Source organism: Desulfoprunum sp. (genome assembly GCF_053613775.1).
This window is the reverse complement of record NZ_JBSHXH010000008.1, coordinates 200,836-217,968: the sequence shown is the minus strand read 5'-3', so window position 1 is coordinate 217,968 and position 17,133 is coordinate 200,836. Positions and strand designations below refer to the sequence as shown.

Sequence of the window (17,133 nt, the reverse complement as noted above, 5' to 3'; positions counted from 1 at the left end):
GCATGAATCCTGCGATATACGTGCGACATCCATGCGATACATCGAGGCACCCCGGGACAGATCATATCCGTTGTTTCGTCGCGCCATTTATTTCGACGGCCTTGCGATGGCGCCGTTGAACAGATAGGATATACTCATGAAGCCAATACAGGGCAGGACAGACATACTCGATGGCAACGGACAGGACGATCCTGTGGAGGAGGTGCTCACCCTTGCCCGAATTATCAGCCCCCAGGTCGATGTCGCCCTGATCGCACGCATCAATATTGACACTACTGATATATTCAGGGGAAAATTTCCCGGTTTTCGAGTCAGCAACCCAACCTATCACAATCTGCGGCATACCCGTCTGGTCGCCCTCGCAGTTGTCAGACTTTTCCATGGCCTGTGGTGTGATGGCAGATTTTTTGCCGCCGATACGCTGATACAAGGGTTCCTCAGCGCCTGTTTTCACGATACCGGTATGCTCCTGACCGACGAAGACAGCGCCCGGACCGGCGCACGATACACCAGGGGCCATGAAGAACGTTCGATTACCTTCGTCCGGCGGTATATTCAGACCTCCGGACTGCCCCAGTCCTATGCCGACAACTGTGCGGCAATCATCCGATGTACCGAACTGAATAAAGGAGTGGACCATCTCCGGCCCTATCCGGAGGAGATCAGGCTCGCCGGCCATATTGTAGGCTCCGCCGACATTCTGGCGCAGATGGCGGATCGGTATTACCTCGAAAGACTTCCTCTCCTGTTCCATGAGCAGAAGGCCGGTTACAGCGGTTCCAAATACCATACTCCCGTCGAACTCATGCAATCAACTGCTGATTTCTATCGAACGACCATCTCCCACAGGCTGAACGTGCTCTTCTCCGATGTCTCCCCTTCCATGCGAAGCCACTTCCGTGAACACTGGCAGATCGATGAGGATCTCTACACCGAGGCCATCCTGAAAAATATCGGCTACCTCGAATCAGTCATCACCAGATGCAAGGCCGAGCAGGAATGCGTCAAGAGGTGCCTCCGACGCGTTCCCCCCGCTTACCCATGACACAGCTGACTTATCTGACCGATTCTCATTTCTGTCTCGGATCATGGCCGGTCTCAAACATTTCAAACAGATCATAGAAGAGTCTCGCCACCGCACTGAAGTGGGTTACTGACCCTGATCCGGCGTATGCCTTGGTCAGTTCCATTGCCTTCAGGAAACTCTCCTGACTGCCGGAGGCCTGTGGCGCTTTCAGTGCTTCCACCAATCGCTGCCCGATTTCGTCTTTCATACGTCTCCCATTCTCTCAATATTGGTCGTAGACAAGCTATCCCGTTGCCCCTCGCCTGCAGTATGCTCTCGATACCTCTCCGAGCCGGCGCCACAACTCCACCTGGGTTCGACGTCTCGGTCAAACAGTGTCAATATCTTAAAAACAAGCAGTTATCCATTATGCAGGTTGATCACCAGTGGCGGCACCAATTTCAGGCACCTTTTCTCGGCCCTGAACAGGTCTTCTGTAACAGGGAAAATTCCAGCGGCCATTCACATTCCATTGCCAGATTTCGAGCGCGGAAACAGCTCGACAAGAAGTATATCGCTCCGATACCGTATTTGATCCACACGACAGGGTCGTGGGTCACGTCGCAATGAATACAGCCTGCATCTCAAGACCGCGGACGCCCCCCCGATTCAGGATATCCCCCTTCCGTGAAATCCATGCCTTGCCCAACCGTCGAATCGGGCAGCGATTCCATATTGTTCCGCCTGCCGGTACAGTTCCCGAAAATGAGGCTGGAGATCGGATACATGCCGCGAACACATCCGCATTACCCTCTTGACCGAGATTATCTCCCAATGCTGACGGGCGATAAACCGGGCACCGCGAGCCCTGCCGACCTCTTCGGTTTCGGCGAAAACCAGGACTGTGGCAAGGGCACCGGCCAACATTTCCACCTCGCTGTTTCTTGCCGTCGGTCGAACTTCAAACTGGTAAAATAATGGATACTCGGTCATGTGGTTCACTTCTCGATCAACTTCACGTGCAATGTTATGAACGGAAGCCTTTGACTCAGGGATGATATTGAAACACAAAATGGGTAAAACGACAAATAACTGATATTCCCATTTCATTAACCATACATCATCCTTCCGCTACCCCCCTCCGCTCTCACCTGCGGCAATAACCATCACTGCCGCCATCCAGGTTGAATGGAGAGGATTGCCGATACAGGCCTTCATGCAATCGCCGCAGCGAACGCAGCGGCCGAGGAATTCCATTTCCGGTAGAGCTCCCGGCGGCCTGATCAGCAGCGGATCGGCCTGACGGGCCAGCAGCCGCGACGGAGAGGAACGGATCGATACGAAAGAAGATATTGACGGCCCAGGTCAATTCGTCCGATGCACGGTAATCCTGGTCACGATGAACAGGAAGAGAAAGATAGCAAGGAAGAACAGTTGGCTGACCTTCCGCCACAGGGATGGGGCGAGATCCGGGATATACCGACACATCCGGCCCTGATCGCCAGCGGACGGGTGTTGGCCCCTTGTTCCGGTGTCCGGTCCCAGCCGAAATTGGGCTTGATGACGACCCGGTCGCCCGGATTGACATATTTGCCCATGCCGCCAAGCGGCGCCAGCGCCCTGCCGACCAAAGCATGATAGTCCTCATCTCTGTTCAGGGCGAGCAGAGGCTGTGGTTGTTCAGCGGCAAGGACCTCGGTGAGAATCGTGAAGTTGGGGATCGCCAGGCTCACGCCCGCCGGCCAGCGCAAGACATCCCTGATAAACCGGCATCTGTCCATAGTCTCCGCCCTTCACTGTACTCATATCACAGGCATCATGTCTTCTTCCGCTCCATCTCCGCCTCCCGATGGAAATCGGCCGGATCGCCCTCCCAGGAAACTTCAAACATCAATGGATAGTGGCTGCGATAGGCGGCAAACATCTCATCAAAAGGCAGGTCGGCAAAGCTGCCGTAGTCATGGAGATACTCCATGTGGCGCTGGCCCACGGCATTGAATTCATGGAATACCGAATCATTTTTGCCATCGAACTCGAGCGGCCGTACCTGGAACCGCTGACACAGGGAGAGGTTGAAGGCCGGCGTCGCCTTGACCCATTTCCCCTCCAGATACAGTTCGGTATAGCCGTGATAGACGAACAGATCGGTGCCCATCACCTGCCGCAATCTGGCCGTGGACAGATGATTGCGCACGTCTGCGAAACCCAGTCTGGCCGGTATTCCCTGCTGCCGCGCCACCGCTGCCAGGACCACCGCCTTGGCGACACAGTAGCCGTATTCCCTGGTGATGACCGAGCTCGCCGTCAGGGCATCGATCGAATACTGCAGGCTGTAAGGATCATAACGAATCCCGTCACGCACCGCATAGTAAAGACGGACTGCCCTGTCGATCGGGTTGTCGTTACTGTGGGCGGCGCAGATGCGTTCAGCGAAATCGACAACCACAGGATGATCATGATCGATAAAGGCAGTGGCTGCGAGATAGGGTTCAAAATCTTCCATAGGATATTTTTCTGGTTGTCGGTTCATGTGTTCTCCAGGGTATATCTCGATATCCGGGGTGTCGGGCAGGCTGCGGGCCAAAAAACATACCGGGCGAGTCAACAGGTTCAGTCGGAAAAATAAAACATCAAGGCATTAAGCACCAGACCATGCTCTATCTTTCCCTCCCTCATCCAGGCCCTGACCTCGTTCTCGGCCATCGGAACCGTCACGATATCTTCCATCTCATCCATCGTCGGCGGCGCCACCAGTTGGGCGTCCTCGACCAGGACGGTATAACAGTAATTGCCCTGGATCGCCGGATTGGGGCAGACCCGGCCGATGATTCTGGCCTTATCGCCGGCATACCCGGTCTCTTCGAGGAGCTCTCGCCGTCCGGCGGCGACCGGATCCTCCGCCGCTTCGATCGTGCCGCCCGGAATCTCAATTTCGATCCGGTTCGAGCCATACCGGAACTGCCGGATCAACACGATTTCCCGCTCCGGGGTCACCGCCACGATATTGACCCAGTCAGGACAATCGAAGCGGTAGAACTCCTTGCGCCTGCCGCTCCTGGTGCACAGCACCGGTCCGACCTTGACCGTCATGATCGGGGTCTCGATCAACACCCTGTCCGGATAGACATCCCAACCGCCGGTTGTTTCACTCTTGATTTCGTCCACGTGATTTGCTCCTGGATCCCTTTTTCGGCCGGCAGGGACTCGGCACGAGTCTGCCCATACAGAACACCATTTTACCACACTGGCGGGGGAATCGGTCAACAATGAGCGAAAATAGTTCGCATTGATTGGAAAATCGACTTCTCGGGTCCGACGAAACCAGGCGGATCGGCGGTTGACTGGGTAGTCAAGGGAGACGAGAGGCCACCGACCATCCTCGGCGTCCCGATCTCATAACTGCATCCGAAAATTCACTTTGGTCTTTTTCTGCCCTTTGTTTCGCTCCCTGGATCGGAAGTTTCGCCAAATCTCATGAATCTCAAGACATATTGGTCTGATCAGTAGTCCATGTCAACCGAAATCTATGTCGGGTAATTGTGGGGAAGATATAAAATTGTTGATATGGACACAAATTACAGCTAGCATCATTTGTTGATATCGAAAAGCAATGGTCGGGTAGACCCTTTATCGGTGTTACCTGAAACAACAATGTATTATCACCCCATTGTAATTGCAGTAAATTTGTAGTTTGGAAAGGAGGTTACACCCGGCAGGAGCCCTATCTTCGAAAATCGGTGATGTTTCGTAGGAACTCTCTGCAGCTGAAAAACATGTAATAGGTATGCGAAAAGACTTAACCATCAGCACTTAAGGAGTCATCATGGGATTTGACGCGAACAAGAAAAGTGGATCGGTTATGGTTGTAGGAGCTGGCATCGCAGGCATGCAGGCATCGCTAGATCTGGCCGAGTCCGGCTATTACGTTTACCTTGTTGAAAAATCCGCCGCCATCGGCGGAGTTATGTCGCAACTCGATAAGACCTTCCCGACCAACGACTGCGCGATGTGAGTAATCTCACCTAAACTGGTCGAGGTCGGCCGTCACCTGAATATTGAGCTTCTCACGAATACCGAACTTCTGGGTCTCGAAGGCGAGCCCGGCAATTTCACCGCCAGAATTCACCAGGAACCCCGATATGTGGACATGTCCAAATGCACGAGCTGCGGCGAGTGCGCCAAGGTCTGTCCTGTTTCCCGTCCCAACGAATACAACGAACTGCTTGATTTCCGTAAAGCGATTTTCAAGCAATATCCACAAGCTATCCCCGGGGCCTTCGGCATAACCAAACGGGGGACCGCCCCGTGCAAGGCCACCTGTCCGGCCCATGTCAGCATCCAGGGCTTTGTCGCCCTGATGGGTGACGGTCGCTATGACGAGGCCCTGAAGCTCTTCAAGGAGGAGCACCCGTTCCCCGGGGTCTGCGGCCGGGTCTGTCATCACCCCTGCGAGGGGGAATGCACCCGCGCCCAGGTCGACCAACCCCTGGCCGTCCGCGAACTCCATCGGTTCTTAGGCGACTATGAACGGGAGAAAGGCGAGTTCTATCTGCCCAAAATCGATGCCGCCAGGCGCAACGAGAAGGTGGCCATCGTCGGCTCCGGCCCGGCCGGCGTCACCGCTGCCTATAATCTGCTCAAGGAAGGCTATCAGGTCACCATCTTCGAAAAGCAGGACGAGCCCGGCGGCATGATGCGCTACGGCATCCCCGCCTATCGTCTGCCGCGGGACATCCTGGCCGGCGAGATCAAGGTCGTCCAGGATATGGGGGCCGAACTCAAGTGCGGCGTCACCTTCGGCCGCGACATCACGCTGGACAGCCTGAAGCAGGACGGCTATTCCGCCCTGTTCCTGGCGATCGGGCTGCATAACGGCCGCAAACTCGGCATCGACAACGAAGACATCAAGGGCGTCCTGCAGGGCGTCGACTTCCTCCGCGATGCCGCCATGGGCAAAAAGGTCGAGCTCGGCCGCGAGGTCGTCGTCGTCGGCGGCGGCAACGTGGCGGTCGACGTCGCCCAGACCGCCAAACGGCTCGGGGCCGAGAACGTGACCCTGATCTGCCTCGAACGCCGCGATGAGATGCCCGCCTGGGAATATGAGATCGCCGAGGCGGTCGAAGACGAGATCAAGATCGTCAACAGCTTCGGGCCCCGGAGTTTCCATATCGAACAGGATCGGGTAGCCGGCATCGAGTTCCGCAACTGCAAACGGGTGTTCGATGAAAACGGCCGCTTCAACCCGCAGTTCGACGACAACGTCTGCGAGTCGTTCCGCTGCGATACGGTCATTGTCGCCATCGGCCAGAGCGCGAACCTCGACGGCATCCGGGATCAGGGCATCGCCATCTCCCGGCCGGGCGGCCTGGAGGCCGATTCCGTCACCCTGCAGACCCCCATCGACTGGGTCTTCGCCGGCGGCGATGCCTTCTACGGACCGAAATCGGTGGTCGATGCGGTGGCCTGCGGCAAGGAAGCGGCCATCAGCATCCATCGTTATATCAACGGCATGGATCTGCGGGAGAACCGCGAGAGGACCTGGGAGTTTGTCCGACCCGACATCGAAGGCGAGGCGATAAAGGAGCGGATGCTGATCGACTGCCTCCACCCCACGGCCCGGGCCGGCAATTTCCTCGAGGTTTCGCAGGGGTATGATGAAGAGCAGGCCCGGCAGGAGGCGATCCGTTGTCTTTCCTGCGGAGTCTGTTCCGAATGCTACCAGTGCGTCGAGGCGTGCCTGGCCAAGGCCATCGATCACAGCCAGGTTGCGGAGGACAAGGAGCTCTCGGTGGGCTCCGTCGTGCTCGCCACCGGCGCCAAACCTTACGATCCGACCCCGCTGTCCGAGATCTATCTGTATAAAAAGAACCCCAACGTCCTGACCAGCCTGGAATTCGAGCGGATGCTCAGTTCCGGCGGCCCCACCATGGGTCATCTGGTCCGCCCGTCGGATCATCAGGAACCCAAGAAGGTCGCGTGGCTCCAGTGCATCGGCTCGCGGGACAACAACAAGTGCGGCCACACCTATTGCTCCTCGGTCTGCTGCATGTACGCGATCAAGGATGCGATGATCGCCAAGGAGCACGCCGGCGGCGATCTCGATGCGGCCATCTTCTACATGGACATCCGCTCGTTCGGCAAGGATTACGAGGAGTACTACGACCGGGCCAGGAACCGGGAAGGGATCCGGTTCGTCAAGGCCAGGATCCACTCGGTGATCGAGAACCCGGAGAACCGGAACCTCATCCTCCGTTTTGCCGATGAAAACGGTCAGATCCTGGAAGAAGAGTTCGATATGCTCGTGCTCTCCGTCGGTCTCGAGGTTCCCGCGGCCACCCTTGAGCTGGCCGACCGGCTGGGCGTCCATGTCAACAAGCACAATTTCATCGACAGCCACCCCTTCTCGCCCCTGGCCACCACACGGCCGGGAATTTTCGCCTGCGGTACCTTCCAGGGACCGAAGGATATCCCCTCCTCGGTGACCGAAGCCAGCGCCGCGGCGGGTCTTGCCGGCTGCCAGATCGCCGCGGCCCGGGACACCGACACCAAGGTGCGGGTGATACCGGAGGAGATCGACATCGCCGGCCAGGAACCACGGGTCGGTGTCTTCATCTGCAACTGCGGCACCAACATCGCCGGCGTGGTCGATGTCCCCGGCCTGCAGGAGTATGCGTCGACGCTGCCGAACGTAGTCTTTACCGACAACAACCTGTTCACCTGCAGCCAGGACACCCAGGCCAAGATCAAGGACAAGATCATCGAACATCGGCTGAACCGGGTGGTCGTCGCCTCCTGCAGCCCGAAGACCCATGCCCCGATGTTCATGGAGACCCTCGAGGCCTGCGGGCTGAACCGGTACCTGTTCGAGATGGCCAATATCCGGAACCAGGACTCCTGGGTCCACGCCTACAACCATGAACTCGCCACGGACAAGGCGCAGGATCTGGTCCGGATGGCCGTATCCCGTGCCGTCCTGTTGAAGCCGCTGCATGGCAAGGTCATCCCGGTCAACAAGCGGGCCCTGGTGGTGGGCGGCGGCGTCGCCGGCATGAACGCCGCCCTCGATCTGGCGCGACAGGGATTCGAATCCACCCTGGTCGAGAAACAGGCGCAACTCGGCGGCATGGGCCGGAAGCTGCATCATACCATTGAGGGCGCCGACATCAGGGCCTATGTGGAGCAGCTGGCGACCCAGGTGACAACGGAGGGCAAGATTACCGTCCTCGCCGATGCTGAAATCGTCGGCTTCGAAGGCTTCCAGGGCAACTTCAAGACCGCGGTACGCGTCAATGGTACGGAACAGCCGCAGGAGATCCAGCACGGGGTCATCATCGTCGCCACCGGCGCCGGGGAATACACCCCGAAGGAATATCTCTACGGGGAGGACGCCCGGGTGCTCACCCAGACCCAGCTGAGCGACCGGCTGGGAGACAAAGGCGCTGCCGATCTCGAATCGGTCGTCATGATCCAGTGCGTCGGCTCCCGCAACGACGAGCGGCCAAACTGTTCGCGGATCTGCTGCCAATCGGCGGTGAAGAATGCGCTGGCGATCAAGAAAAGCAGTCCCGCCACCCAGGTGTTCATCCTCTATCGCGACATGCGGATGTATGGCCTGTTGGAGGATTATTACACCGAGGCGAGAAAGCAGGGGGTCATCTTCGTCCGGTATCAGAAAGACAACCCGCCGGCGGTCAAGGCGGTGGATGACGGCATCCTGGTCACTGTCAGAGACCATGTCCTGCAGCGGGATATCGAAATACGTTCCGATATCCTGGCACTTTCGGCCGGCGTGTTGCCGAGCGGTTCGGAAGAGGTGGGCCGAAAGTTGAAGCTCAACACCAACGCCGAGGGATATTTCCTCGAGGCGCACGTCAAGCTGCGTCCGGTGGATATGGGCAGCGACGGGGTTTTCCTGTGCGGCACCGCCCATGGCCCGAAACTGATCTCGGAGGCCATCGTCCAGGCCAACGCCGCGGCAGCACGGGCCGTCACGTTCCTCTCCAAGGATCAGATCAAACTGTCGGCTATCAAGGCCCAGGTGGACCCGGATCACTGCGTCAAGTGTCTGACCTGTGTCCGCTCCTGCCCGTTCGAGGTTCCGAGATTCAACGTGGAGCAGGGGGAGATCCAGATCGATCCGGCGCTCTGTCAGGGCTGCGGGGTCTGCGCCTGCGTCTGCCCGAGACAGACCATCAAGCTCAACAACTATGAAGACAACCAGATCACCTGTGAGATCGAAACCCTGCTGGCGGGAGGAATGTAATGGCTGATTTCGAACCGACTATCATAGCATTTTGTTGCGACTACTGAGGGTACTCCGCCGCGGACCTGGCAGGTTCGATGAGGCTGACCTACCCCACCAATATCAAGATCGTCCGTGTCCCCTGCACCGGCAAAGTCGACGTGATGTACCTGCTCAGATGTTTCCAGGAGGGAGCCGACGGGGTGTACTGCGTCGGCTGCATGGAGGGCAACTGTCATTACAACCAGGGAAATCTCCGTTGCCGGGAACGGGTCGAATACATCCATGAGCTCCTGGAGGAGATCGGCATCGAAGGCGACCGGGTCAGGATGTACAACCTGTCGTCGGGCGAAGGGCCGACGTTTGCAAAATACGCGCAGGAGATGACCGAACACATCATGTCCCTCGGACCCAATCCTTTGAAGGCTAAACCCAGGAAGGCCGCCGCCCTTGCATAAACCGGCATCTTACCTGTACCAGACCCTTTAGACGACACGTTGAAGAAGGCGGCACAAGCCTAACGAGAGGAGTCACATATGTACGATGAAGCGATAAAGATAGGCTGGAAAAAGAAAAGCAGGTTCATGGACACGGTCAAGGCGCTGCTGCCCGAAGGCGGCAACCTTGACATGTGCCTGACCTGCGGGGCCTGCACTTCCGGCTGCCCGGCCACCGGACTGGAAGGACTGGATCCCCGCAAGGTGCTGCGTATGGCAGCCCTGGGCATGGACGAGGAACTGCTGGCCTCCAACTGGCCGTGGATGTGTACCATGTGCGAGCGGTGCATCTATGTCTGCCCGATGAAAATCAATATCCCCCAGCTGGTGTTCAACCTGAGGAACAGCCGGCCGCGGGATCAGCGCCCCAAAGGCATCCTCGGCTCGTGCGACATGGCCCTGCGCAACGATACCTGCAGCGCCATGGGGGCCACCGAGGAGGACTGGCGCTTCGTGGTCGAAGACGTCGCCGAGGAGGTCCGCCAGAACCAGGCGGGTTTTGAAAATCTGCAGGCCCCGATGGACAAGGAGGGGGCCTATTTCTTCCTCAACCAGAATTCGCGGGAGCCGGTGACCGAACCGGACGAGATGATCCCGTTGTGGAAGATCCTCAACACGGTGGGAGCCGACTGGACCTATGGCTCCAAGGGATGGGCGGCGGAAAACTACTGCCTGTTCCTCGCCGACAACGAGAGCTGGAAACACATCATCGAGGTCAAGGCCAAGGCGGTCGACGACCTTGGCTGCAAGGTCTGGCTCAACACCGAATGAGGCCACGAACTCTTCGCAGTCCGGGCCGGACTGAAAAAATTCAATATCGAGCACAAATTCGAGATCGCCAGCATCATTCAGTACTACGCCAAGTGGATCCGGGAAGGCAGACTGCCGGTCAGCTCCGACTGGAACAAGGATCTGAAGGTTACCTTCACCGTCCAGGACCCCTGCCAGCTGGTTCGGAAGTCGTTCGGCGACCCGGTGGCCGATGATCTGCGCTACGTCGTCAAAAAGGTCGTCGGCGAGGAAAACTTCATCGACATGGCGCCCAACAAATCCAACAACTACTGCTGCGGCGGCGGCGGCGGTTTCCTGCAGTCGGGATTCCCCGATGCCCGCCGTGAGTACGGGCGGCTGAAGGCCGAACAGATCATGGCTACCGGCGCCCACTATGCCATCACGCCGTGTCATAACTGCCACGCCCAGATCCATGACCTGTGCGAGCATTATAAAGGCCATTGGCACACCCTGCATCTCTGGACCCTCATCTGCCTGTCGATGGGAATGCTGGGTGAAAACGAACGGGTGTACCTCGGACCGGACTTAGCAAACGTCGGTCTGTAGAACCTTGGAAATTCATTTCCAGTTGTTCACAATGAATTTCGTAAAGGTACTTATCCCCCACAAGGGGGGACTCAACTCAGTATCCCCTTGTGGGGTGCCAGCATTTGCCTGGACCGGGACGCGATCCGTCTCGGTCCGATTCGGAGGATAATATGATAGTTGCCAAAAGAAAGCCCTTTGCCGAGATCATGGCCATGCTGCAAGGGTATGACAAGGTCCTCAACGTCGGCTGCGGCACCTGCGTCTCGGTATGCCTCACTGGCGGAGAAAAAGAAGTTGCCGTGTTGAATACCGAACTCGAGATGGCGAGACGGCTTCATGACGCTCCGATCGACATCCAGGGTCACACCATCGAACGGCAGTGCGACCGCGAGTACCTGGCCGAGCTCGACACCATCATCGAAGAGGGGAAATTCGATGCCCTGCTGTCGATGGCCTGCGGGGTCGGCATTCAGTTTCTCGCCGAGAGGTATCCCAAAATTCCCACCTTTCCGGCAGTCGACACCAGCGGGCTCGCCGTCAATCAGGCCGTGGGCTGGTACGAGGAACGCTGCCGTTCCTGCAGCCAGTGCGTGCTCGGCACCACCGGCGGCATCTGCCCGATCACCATGTGCGCCAAAGGGCTGCTGAACGGACCCTGCGGCGGCACCAACAAGGGGAGCTGTGAAATCAGCGCCGACCAGCCCTGCGCCTGGTTCAGGATCCATGAACGTCTCTCGGGTCAAGGGCGGCTGGATGCCATCCGCAAGATCAACACCACCCGCGGCTGGAATGATCAAACGCCGAGAAACCTGATTCAACCCGGGTACAAGAAACCCGAAAGGATGGCGAGATAACAGGACAGATCAGCCGAATCTTTTTTCCTCTTACCCTTATCAAGAAGCAGAGGATTTTCTATGACCACAGAAACTCAGTACAATTCCGGGAGTAACTTGGAAAAGGTTCTTAAGTCCGGCCAGTTTGCCTTCACCGGTGAGCTGGGGCCGCCCAGAGGGACCGATGTCGACGAGGTGAAGGAAAAGGCGCGCTTTCTCAAAGGGAATGTCGATGCCGTCAACATTACGGACAACCAGACCGCGGTCGTGCGGATGTCCAGCTGGGCGGCCTCGCTGATTGCCATCGAAGAAGGGCTTGAACCCAATTACCAGATGGTCTGCCGGGACAGGAACCGTCTGGCCATGCAGGCGGATATTCTCGGCGGCTATGCGCTGGGCATCCGCAATATGCTCTGCCTTTCGGGAGATCACCAGCAGTTTGGCGATCATCCCGATGCCAAGGGGGTCTTCGATATCGATTCGATCCAGTTGATCGCCCTGGTCAAACAGATGCGGGATGAGGGCCGATTCCTGAGCGGCGGCGACATTCATAAACCGCCGAAGATGTTTATCGGAGCCGCCAGCAATCCCTTCGCCGACCCCTTCGAGTGGCGGGTCCACCGCCTGGCCAAGAAGGTCGAGGCAGGCGCCAACTTCATCCAGACGCAGTGCATCTACAACATGCCGAAATTCCGCGAGTTCATCCGTTTGGCCAATGAAGAGGGCCTCACCGACAGAGTCTATATCCTGGCCGGGGTCACGCCGATGAAAAGCATCGGTATGGCCAGGTATATGGCAAGCAAGGTGCCGGGGATGGACGTGCCGGAAGAGATCATCAACCGCCTGAAGGGTGTCGAGAAGAGCAAGGTCGCCCAGGAAGGCATCAACATCGCCTGCGAACAGATCGAGGAATTCAAGGCGATGAAGGGTGTCCACGGCGTGCACCTGATGGCGATCGAATGGGAGCATATGGTACCCCAGATCGCCGAGCAGGCCAAGGTGCTGCCGCGTCCCGTCTTCAGCTGACCGTTACGCGAAACCTCATGCAACGCAGGACCCGGCCGATTGGGCGCCGGGTCCTCGCTGCCTTCAACTTTTGGTCAGTGCCACGAAAAAAAGCTCCCTGCTCTTCCCGCTCACCCCTCCGACCTCCCGACCGCCCACCTCCCGCCAGCGTTTGAAGCGCCCATCGTCCAGGACTGCCTCGAAACCCTCGGTGACGACCGGCCATGAAACGGCCGTCGCCCTGTCCCGATGGCGATCCGATGCCGCATTAATTGGTTGCAGTTGCCGTTGCGCCGGGTATAAATGACTGACTCCAGGAATTTTCTCTTCAACAAGGAGGCACGATGAGCGACCGCAAGATCCAGCAGATCCTCAAAAAGATCAACTACCTCGAAGCAGAGATCGAAATCCAGAAACAGATCCTCTATTCCATCCCCTCGGCCCAGAAGGGGGAAATGGAACGCACGCTGCAGGTCATCGCCGCCCGCAAAGGCGATATCGAGAGCCTGCGCCGGCAGATCAACGATCTCGATCCGGAAGAGTTCGCCCGGATCATCGCCTTTGAGGAGGCTTCAGCCAGGTTTATGGCCATCGGCGCTGAAAATCCCTTCACCGACCTGTTTTACAGACAGGCCGACCAGGATTGCAGCCTCAGGCTGGCGAATGGCACGATCATCGATTGTCTAGTCAAGGCCCGCGACGCACAGGGAGGGTGGACTGCACTGACATTCGATGGCGAAGTGCTGCAGTTCAGCCGCGAACAGGTTGCCGAGCCGGCCGCCGCCGACAGCCCCGACCAGGCACCGCCCCACTGAAGACCGGCGTTTTCTCCGGGATGCGGCGCTGGGTTGAAGGGGAAAGACACCGGAACACTGGTCCTCAGCCGCCGTTCGCCGGATCGAGGGAATTGCACCAGCAGGTGGGGTCGGAGGCGAGATAATCGCCGGTCAGCTGGTAGGCCGCGCCGCGACAGCCGTAGCAATCACTGCTCTTGTCACAGGTCCGGCACGGGCCCTTGATGGTCTGCCGATAATTTTTGAGATTGGCGATGACCTCGCTGCCATGGACGATGTCGGCCAGTGGCCTCTGCCGGACATTGCCGAGAGGGATGGTCACCCCGACGCACGGCATAACCTGCCCCTGGGCGGTGACCAGGCAGGACACCAGATGCCGCATGCAGCGGTTGCCGACCAGGGGCGGCTGCGGTTCCCAGACGCGGCCGAACTCCTCCCGGTCGATGGCGGCCAGGCGGAAGAACAGGGCCTTGAGCTCGTCCCCCCCGACGGTCAGCCAGCTGTTGTGGCGGGCGTTGGCCTGGGGAGTGAGGATCTCGAAATAGGGTTCGATCCCCTGCCGCCGCAACCATTGCCACAATCCCGGCAGTTCGTCGATGTTCTGGCGACAGATGACGGTACTGACCGCGAGAAAACGCCCGCCCGTTGGATAGCCGGCCCGTCCGAGATGATCCAGGGCTTGGCGGATGTGAGCGAAAGCGCCCCTGGTCCCGGCCAATCGATCCTGGATTGCCGCCTGCCGCGAATTCATCTTGACGACCACCCGCACCCGTTCCTCCGCCAATACCTCGGACAACTCCCCGGTGACCCCGCTGCCGTTGGTGAACAGCTCGATCTCCAGGCCTTGCCGCCCGAGAAAGCGCAGCATCGGCACCAGCTGCGGGTAGATGGTCGGTTCGCCGCCGAGGATGATGATCTTGCGCGCCCCGAGCCCCTGGGCCTGGAGGATGACGTCCTGAATCTCGTCCTGCGACAGCTCATCGGCAGCGGCGGTCCTGCCCTCGAGATAACAATAGGCACAGCGGAAATTGCAGGCGCGGCTGAACTCGATTTCCATCGACAGCAGCCGCCCGGCGGCGACCGCCTCGCGGATCTCGTCATCGCTGAATTCCAGGTTGTACAGCTGCATGGCGTCAGTACCCCTCGAGGTCGCGGAACCGGTTCAATCGGGCCCAGCGCTCGACTTCCCGCCGGTAGCGTCCTTCCCATCCTTCCCGGCGCATGATTCGCCAGAAATGGAGCTTGAGGACCGGTTTGAACAGGAATCGCCAGATCGAGGTCCAGCCTCGTCCCTGTTTTCTCGCCGGCGCCGGCGGATTCCACCACCCGAGAACGACCTGGCGCTGGTACCAGAACTGGTACTGCAGCTGCTCGGCGCTGAGGTGCCGGGTGCGGACGTTGGCCCACAGTCCGCTGTATTTCTTGTAATCGCTGTGGTTGACGATGAGATGTTCAGCCTCCAGGTTGTCGCGCATGCCGGTCTTCGGGTACGGAGTCAGGATCTGACAGTAGGAGGCGTCGGCGCCGATGCTTTTGAAGAACTCATAGTTTTCCCGGATCGCCGCCTCGTCGTCCTCGGGAAAGCCGAAGATCAGCCCGCCGATGACCATCATCCCGTACTTGTGGCAGTTTTCTATGGCCTGACGCGAGGCGGCGACGATATCGCCTTTGCCGGCCGCGCTCAGATTCTTCTTCGAGCCGTTTTCGATCCCGAGAAAGACGGACCGGAAACCGGCCTCGGCCATCTTCGCCACCATCGGCTCGTTGCCGGCCATGGTGATGCAGTCGGCCTGGACAACGATATTGAGGCCCTTGTAGTTCCTGGCGATGATGGCGTCACAAAGCTCCATCACCCGGTCGGGGTTGAGGACCATGTTGTCGTCGGTGATGAACGCCCAGCGCGTCCGGCGCCGGTAATAGATGTCGTCGAGGTCGTCCAGCACCCGGCTGATCGGGTAGGTCCGGAAGGTGCGACCATACATGTGCTTCATGCTGCAGAAATTGCAGGAGCGGGTGCAACCCCTCGAGGTCTCGACCAGCTCGATCTTCGAGTAGAGGATGTGGTAACCCCAGGTCAGGCGGCGCTGGTCGCGGATCGGCAGATTGAGGGTGGCGAGATCGAGGTTGGGGCCGCGCGGGTTGTGGACGAAGGCGCCATTGTCCCGGTAGGACAGGCCGGGGATGTCGGCCAGGCGGTCGCGGCCGGCGAGGGCGTTGACCAGCCGCCGGCAGACCTCCTCGCCCTCGCCGCGGACAATATAGTCGATCCACCGGGCCTCCGCCGAGCCGGCGATCTCCTCGTGCATCAGCGTCGCATGGTAGCCGCCGATGACGATCTTCACCCCGGGACGGAGCTCCTTGAGCAGATGGGCGATCTTGACGCAGGTGTCGTATTGCCAGGCCATCGCCGACAGCCCGATCAGGTCCGGCTCGATCCGGTTGACCATCCTGGTGAGGTATTTCCTGATCGAACGGCGCTTGCGAATCAGGTCGATCAGGTAGACCTCATGGTCGGCATCGATATTGCCGCCGATCGAGGCGATGCCGTGGTTGGGCATATGCACCGCCGTTTCGTGGATGATGATCGGCACCACGTCCGGCATCGAGATCAGGATCACCTTCATCGTTCGGTCTCCGAAGCTGTGCCGGCGGCCATTGCCGCTGCCCCTCCGTCGCCGCCGTTGCCCGACAGGCAGCGCTCGAAATCTTCGTGGACGCGGCGGTGCAATTGGGCCAGAGGGGGGAGATGCGGGGCCGGGTCGATGCGGTCGACGATGGCGACGCTGATCCGGTTGGGCCTTCGGCTGTGAAAGAAAAACCTGCCGGGCGCAAACAGCCTTTCGGTGTTCCGCAGGCAGAGGACATAAACCGGGGCCCGGCAGTAGCGGGCGATCTTCAGGGCCCCGACGCTGAGGGGGCCGATTTCGCCGCTGCGGTTCCTGGTGCCTTCCGGAAAGATGAAAAGGTTGCCGCCGCCGGCAAGATAGGCCTCCATGGTCTCCATCTGCGCCACCATCAGCCCGGCGAACGGGCCGCTGGATGTGGCCGGGAAATAACCGGCCTTGCGGAGGACCCAGCCGAAGATCGGGATCGTGAAAAAGACCGGTTTGACGATCGTCTTGGCCCGATTGAGGAGGGCGATGAGCAGCAGCGGGTCGAGGTAGGAGAGGTGGTTGCAGACGACCACCGACGAACGGATGGCACCGATCCGTTCATCGATGAACCACTGCTGGCACGGGGCGATCCAGCGCAGCAGGAGGAAAAAGCCGCGGTAGAAGGTCCGGTTGAGACGCTGGAACAACACCTCCGGCCGGGAGGAAAACAGGGCGCCGGCGATATAGAAGGGAGAAAAGAAGAGGAGGAAGCCGAGAGTGAAGTAGAGCCAGCACAGCAGGGTGACGATGATATCGACCAGGCGGTCCGCCATGCCGGCTGC

Annotated in this window: 15 protein-coding genes; 7 read left to right on the top strand and 8 right to left on the bottom strand. The window is 59.0% G+C overall.

The features are described from left to right. Window positions 1–136: 136 nt before the first annotated feature. Window positions 137–1,045: a hypothetical protein gene (locus tag ACWGKN_RS15835; RefSeq protein WP_452095602.1), complete on the top strand. Its 909-nt coding sequence runs from the start codon at window positions 137–139 to the stop codon at window positions 1,043–1,045. A 25-nt stretch (window positions 1,046–1,070) separates the two neighbouring features. On the opposite strand, the gene ACWGKN_RS15830 is transcribed toward ACWGKN_RS15835, so the two are convergent. From ACWGKN_RS15830 to ACWGKN_RS15810, 5 genes are all read right to left on the bottom strand, one after another. Beyond that, a complete protein-coding gene (locus tag ACWGKN_RS15830) occupies window positions 1,071–1,274 on the bottom strand; it encodes a hypothetical protein (protein WP_035226773.1) in 204 nt (67 codons plus the stop codon). Between the two features lie 401 nt (window positions 1,275–1,675). Beyond that, a complete protein-coding gene (locus ACWGKN_RS15825; RefSeq protein ID WP_452095601.1) occupies window positions 1,676–2,116 on the bottom strand; it encodes a hypothetical protein in 441 nt (146 codons plus the stop codon). A gap of 284 nt (window positions 2,117–2,400) precedes the next feature. After that, window positions 2,401–2,787: a hypothetical protein gene (locus ACWGKN_RS15820; protein ID WP_052159671.1), complete on the bottom strand. Its 387-nt coding sequence runs from the start codon at window positions 2,785–2,787 to the stop codon at window positions 2,401–2,403. Between the two features lie 35 nt (window positions 2,788–2,822). Next, entirely contained in the window at window positions 2,823–3,509 is a 687-nt protein-coding gene (locus ACWGKN_RS15815; protein ID WP_424256176.1) for a transglutaminase-like domain-containing protein, read from the bottom strand. Between the two features lie 107 nt (window positions 3,510–3,616). After that, window positions 3,617–4,171, bottom strand: coding sequence for an NUDIX hydrolase (locus tag ACWGKN_RS15810; protein ID WP_452095600.1), 555 nt, complete (start codon window positions 4,169–4,171; stop codon window positions 3,617–3,619). A 658-nt stretch (window positions 4,172–4,829) separates the two neighbouring features. Between ACWGKN_RS15810 and ACWGKN_RS15805 the strand changes: the two genes are divergently transcribed. The 6 genes from ACWGKN_RS15805 (at window position 4,830) to ACWGKN_RS15780 (ending at window position 13,718) form a co-directional block, all read left to right on the top strand. Continuing rightward, window positions 4,830–9,269: an FAD-dependent oxidoreductase gene (locus ACWGKN_RS15805; protein WP_452095599.1), complete on the top strand. Its 4,440-nt coding sequence runs from the start codon at window positions 4,830–4,832 to the stop codon at window positions 9,267–9,269. Continuing rightward, complete coding sequence (locus ACWGKN_RS15800; RefSeq protein ID WP_452095598.1) at window positions 9,269–9,706, top strand: hydrogenase iron-sulfur subunit; 438 nt, start codon at window positions 9,269–9,271, stop codon at window positions 9,704–9,706. The genes ACWGKN_RS15805 and ACWGKN_RS15800 overlap by 1 nt, the downstream gene beginning before the upstream one ends. Window positions 9,707–9,784: 78 nt before the next feature. Beyond that, window positions 9,785–11,083 carry a (Fe-S)-binding protein gene (locus ACWGKN_RS15795; RefSeq protein WP_424256028.1) on the top strand — a complete coding sequence of 433 codons (1,299 nt, stop codon included), beginning with the start codon at window positions 9,785–9,787 and terminating at the stop codon, window positions 11,081–11,083. 152 nt (window positions 11,084–11,235) lie between these two features. Then, on the top strand, window positions 11,236–11,919 hold the full coding sequence (locus tag ACWGKN_RS15790; protein ID WP_035226759.1) for a methylenetetrahydrofolate reductase C-terminal domain-containing protein: 684 nt from the start codon (window positions 11,236–11,238) through the stop codon (window positions 11,917–11,919). Between the two features lie 60 nt (window positions 11,920–11,979). Next, a complete protein-coding gene (locus tag ACWGKN_RS15785) occupies window positions 11,980–12,924 on the top strand; it encodes a methylenetetrahydrofolate reductase (RefSeq protein ID WP_035226757.1) in 945 nt (314 codons plus the stop codon). Window positions 12,925–13,247: 323 nt separating this feature from the next. Beyond that, on the top strand, window positions 13,248–13,718 hold the full coding sequence (locus ACWGKN_RS15780) for a hypothetical protein (protein WP_424256032.1): 471 nt from the start codon (window positions 13,248–13,250) through the stop codon (window positions 13,716–13,718). Between the two features lie 64 nt (window positions 13,719–13,782). On the opposite strand, the gene ACWGKN_RS15775 is transcribed toward ACWGKN_RS15780, so the two are convergent. Genes ACWGKN_RS15775 through ACWGKN_RS15765 form a run of 3 tightly spaced genes read right to left on the bottom strand, consistent with a single transcriptional unit; the run spans window position 13,783 to window position 17,124 of the window. Then, window positions 13,783–14,826: a radical SAM/SPASM domain-containing protein gene (locus ACWGKN_RS15775; protein WP_035226750.1), complete on the bottom strand. Its 1,044-nt coding sequence runs from the start codon at window positions 14,824–14,826 to the stop codon at window positions 13,783–13,785. A gap of 4 nt (window positions 14,827–14,830) precedes the next feature. Further along, window positions 14,831–16,321, bottom strand: a complete 1,491-nt coding sequence (locus tag ACWGKN_RS15770; protein ID WP_452095597.1) for a B12-binding domain-containing radical SAM protein — start codon at window positions 16,319–16,321, stop codon at window positions 14,831–14,833. Beyond that, complete coding sequence (locus ACWGKN_RS15765) at window positions 16,318–17,124, bottom strand: 1-acyl-sn-glycerol-3-phosphate acyltransferase (RefSeq protein WP_052159669.1); 807 nt, start codon at window positions 17,122–17,124, stop codon at window positions 16,318–16,320. Before ACWGKN_RS15765 ends, ACWGKN_RS15770 begins: the two co-directional genes overlap by 4 nt. Window positions 17,125–17,133 lie beyond the last annotated feature (9 nt).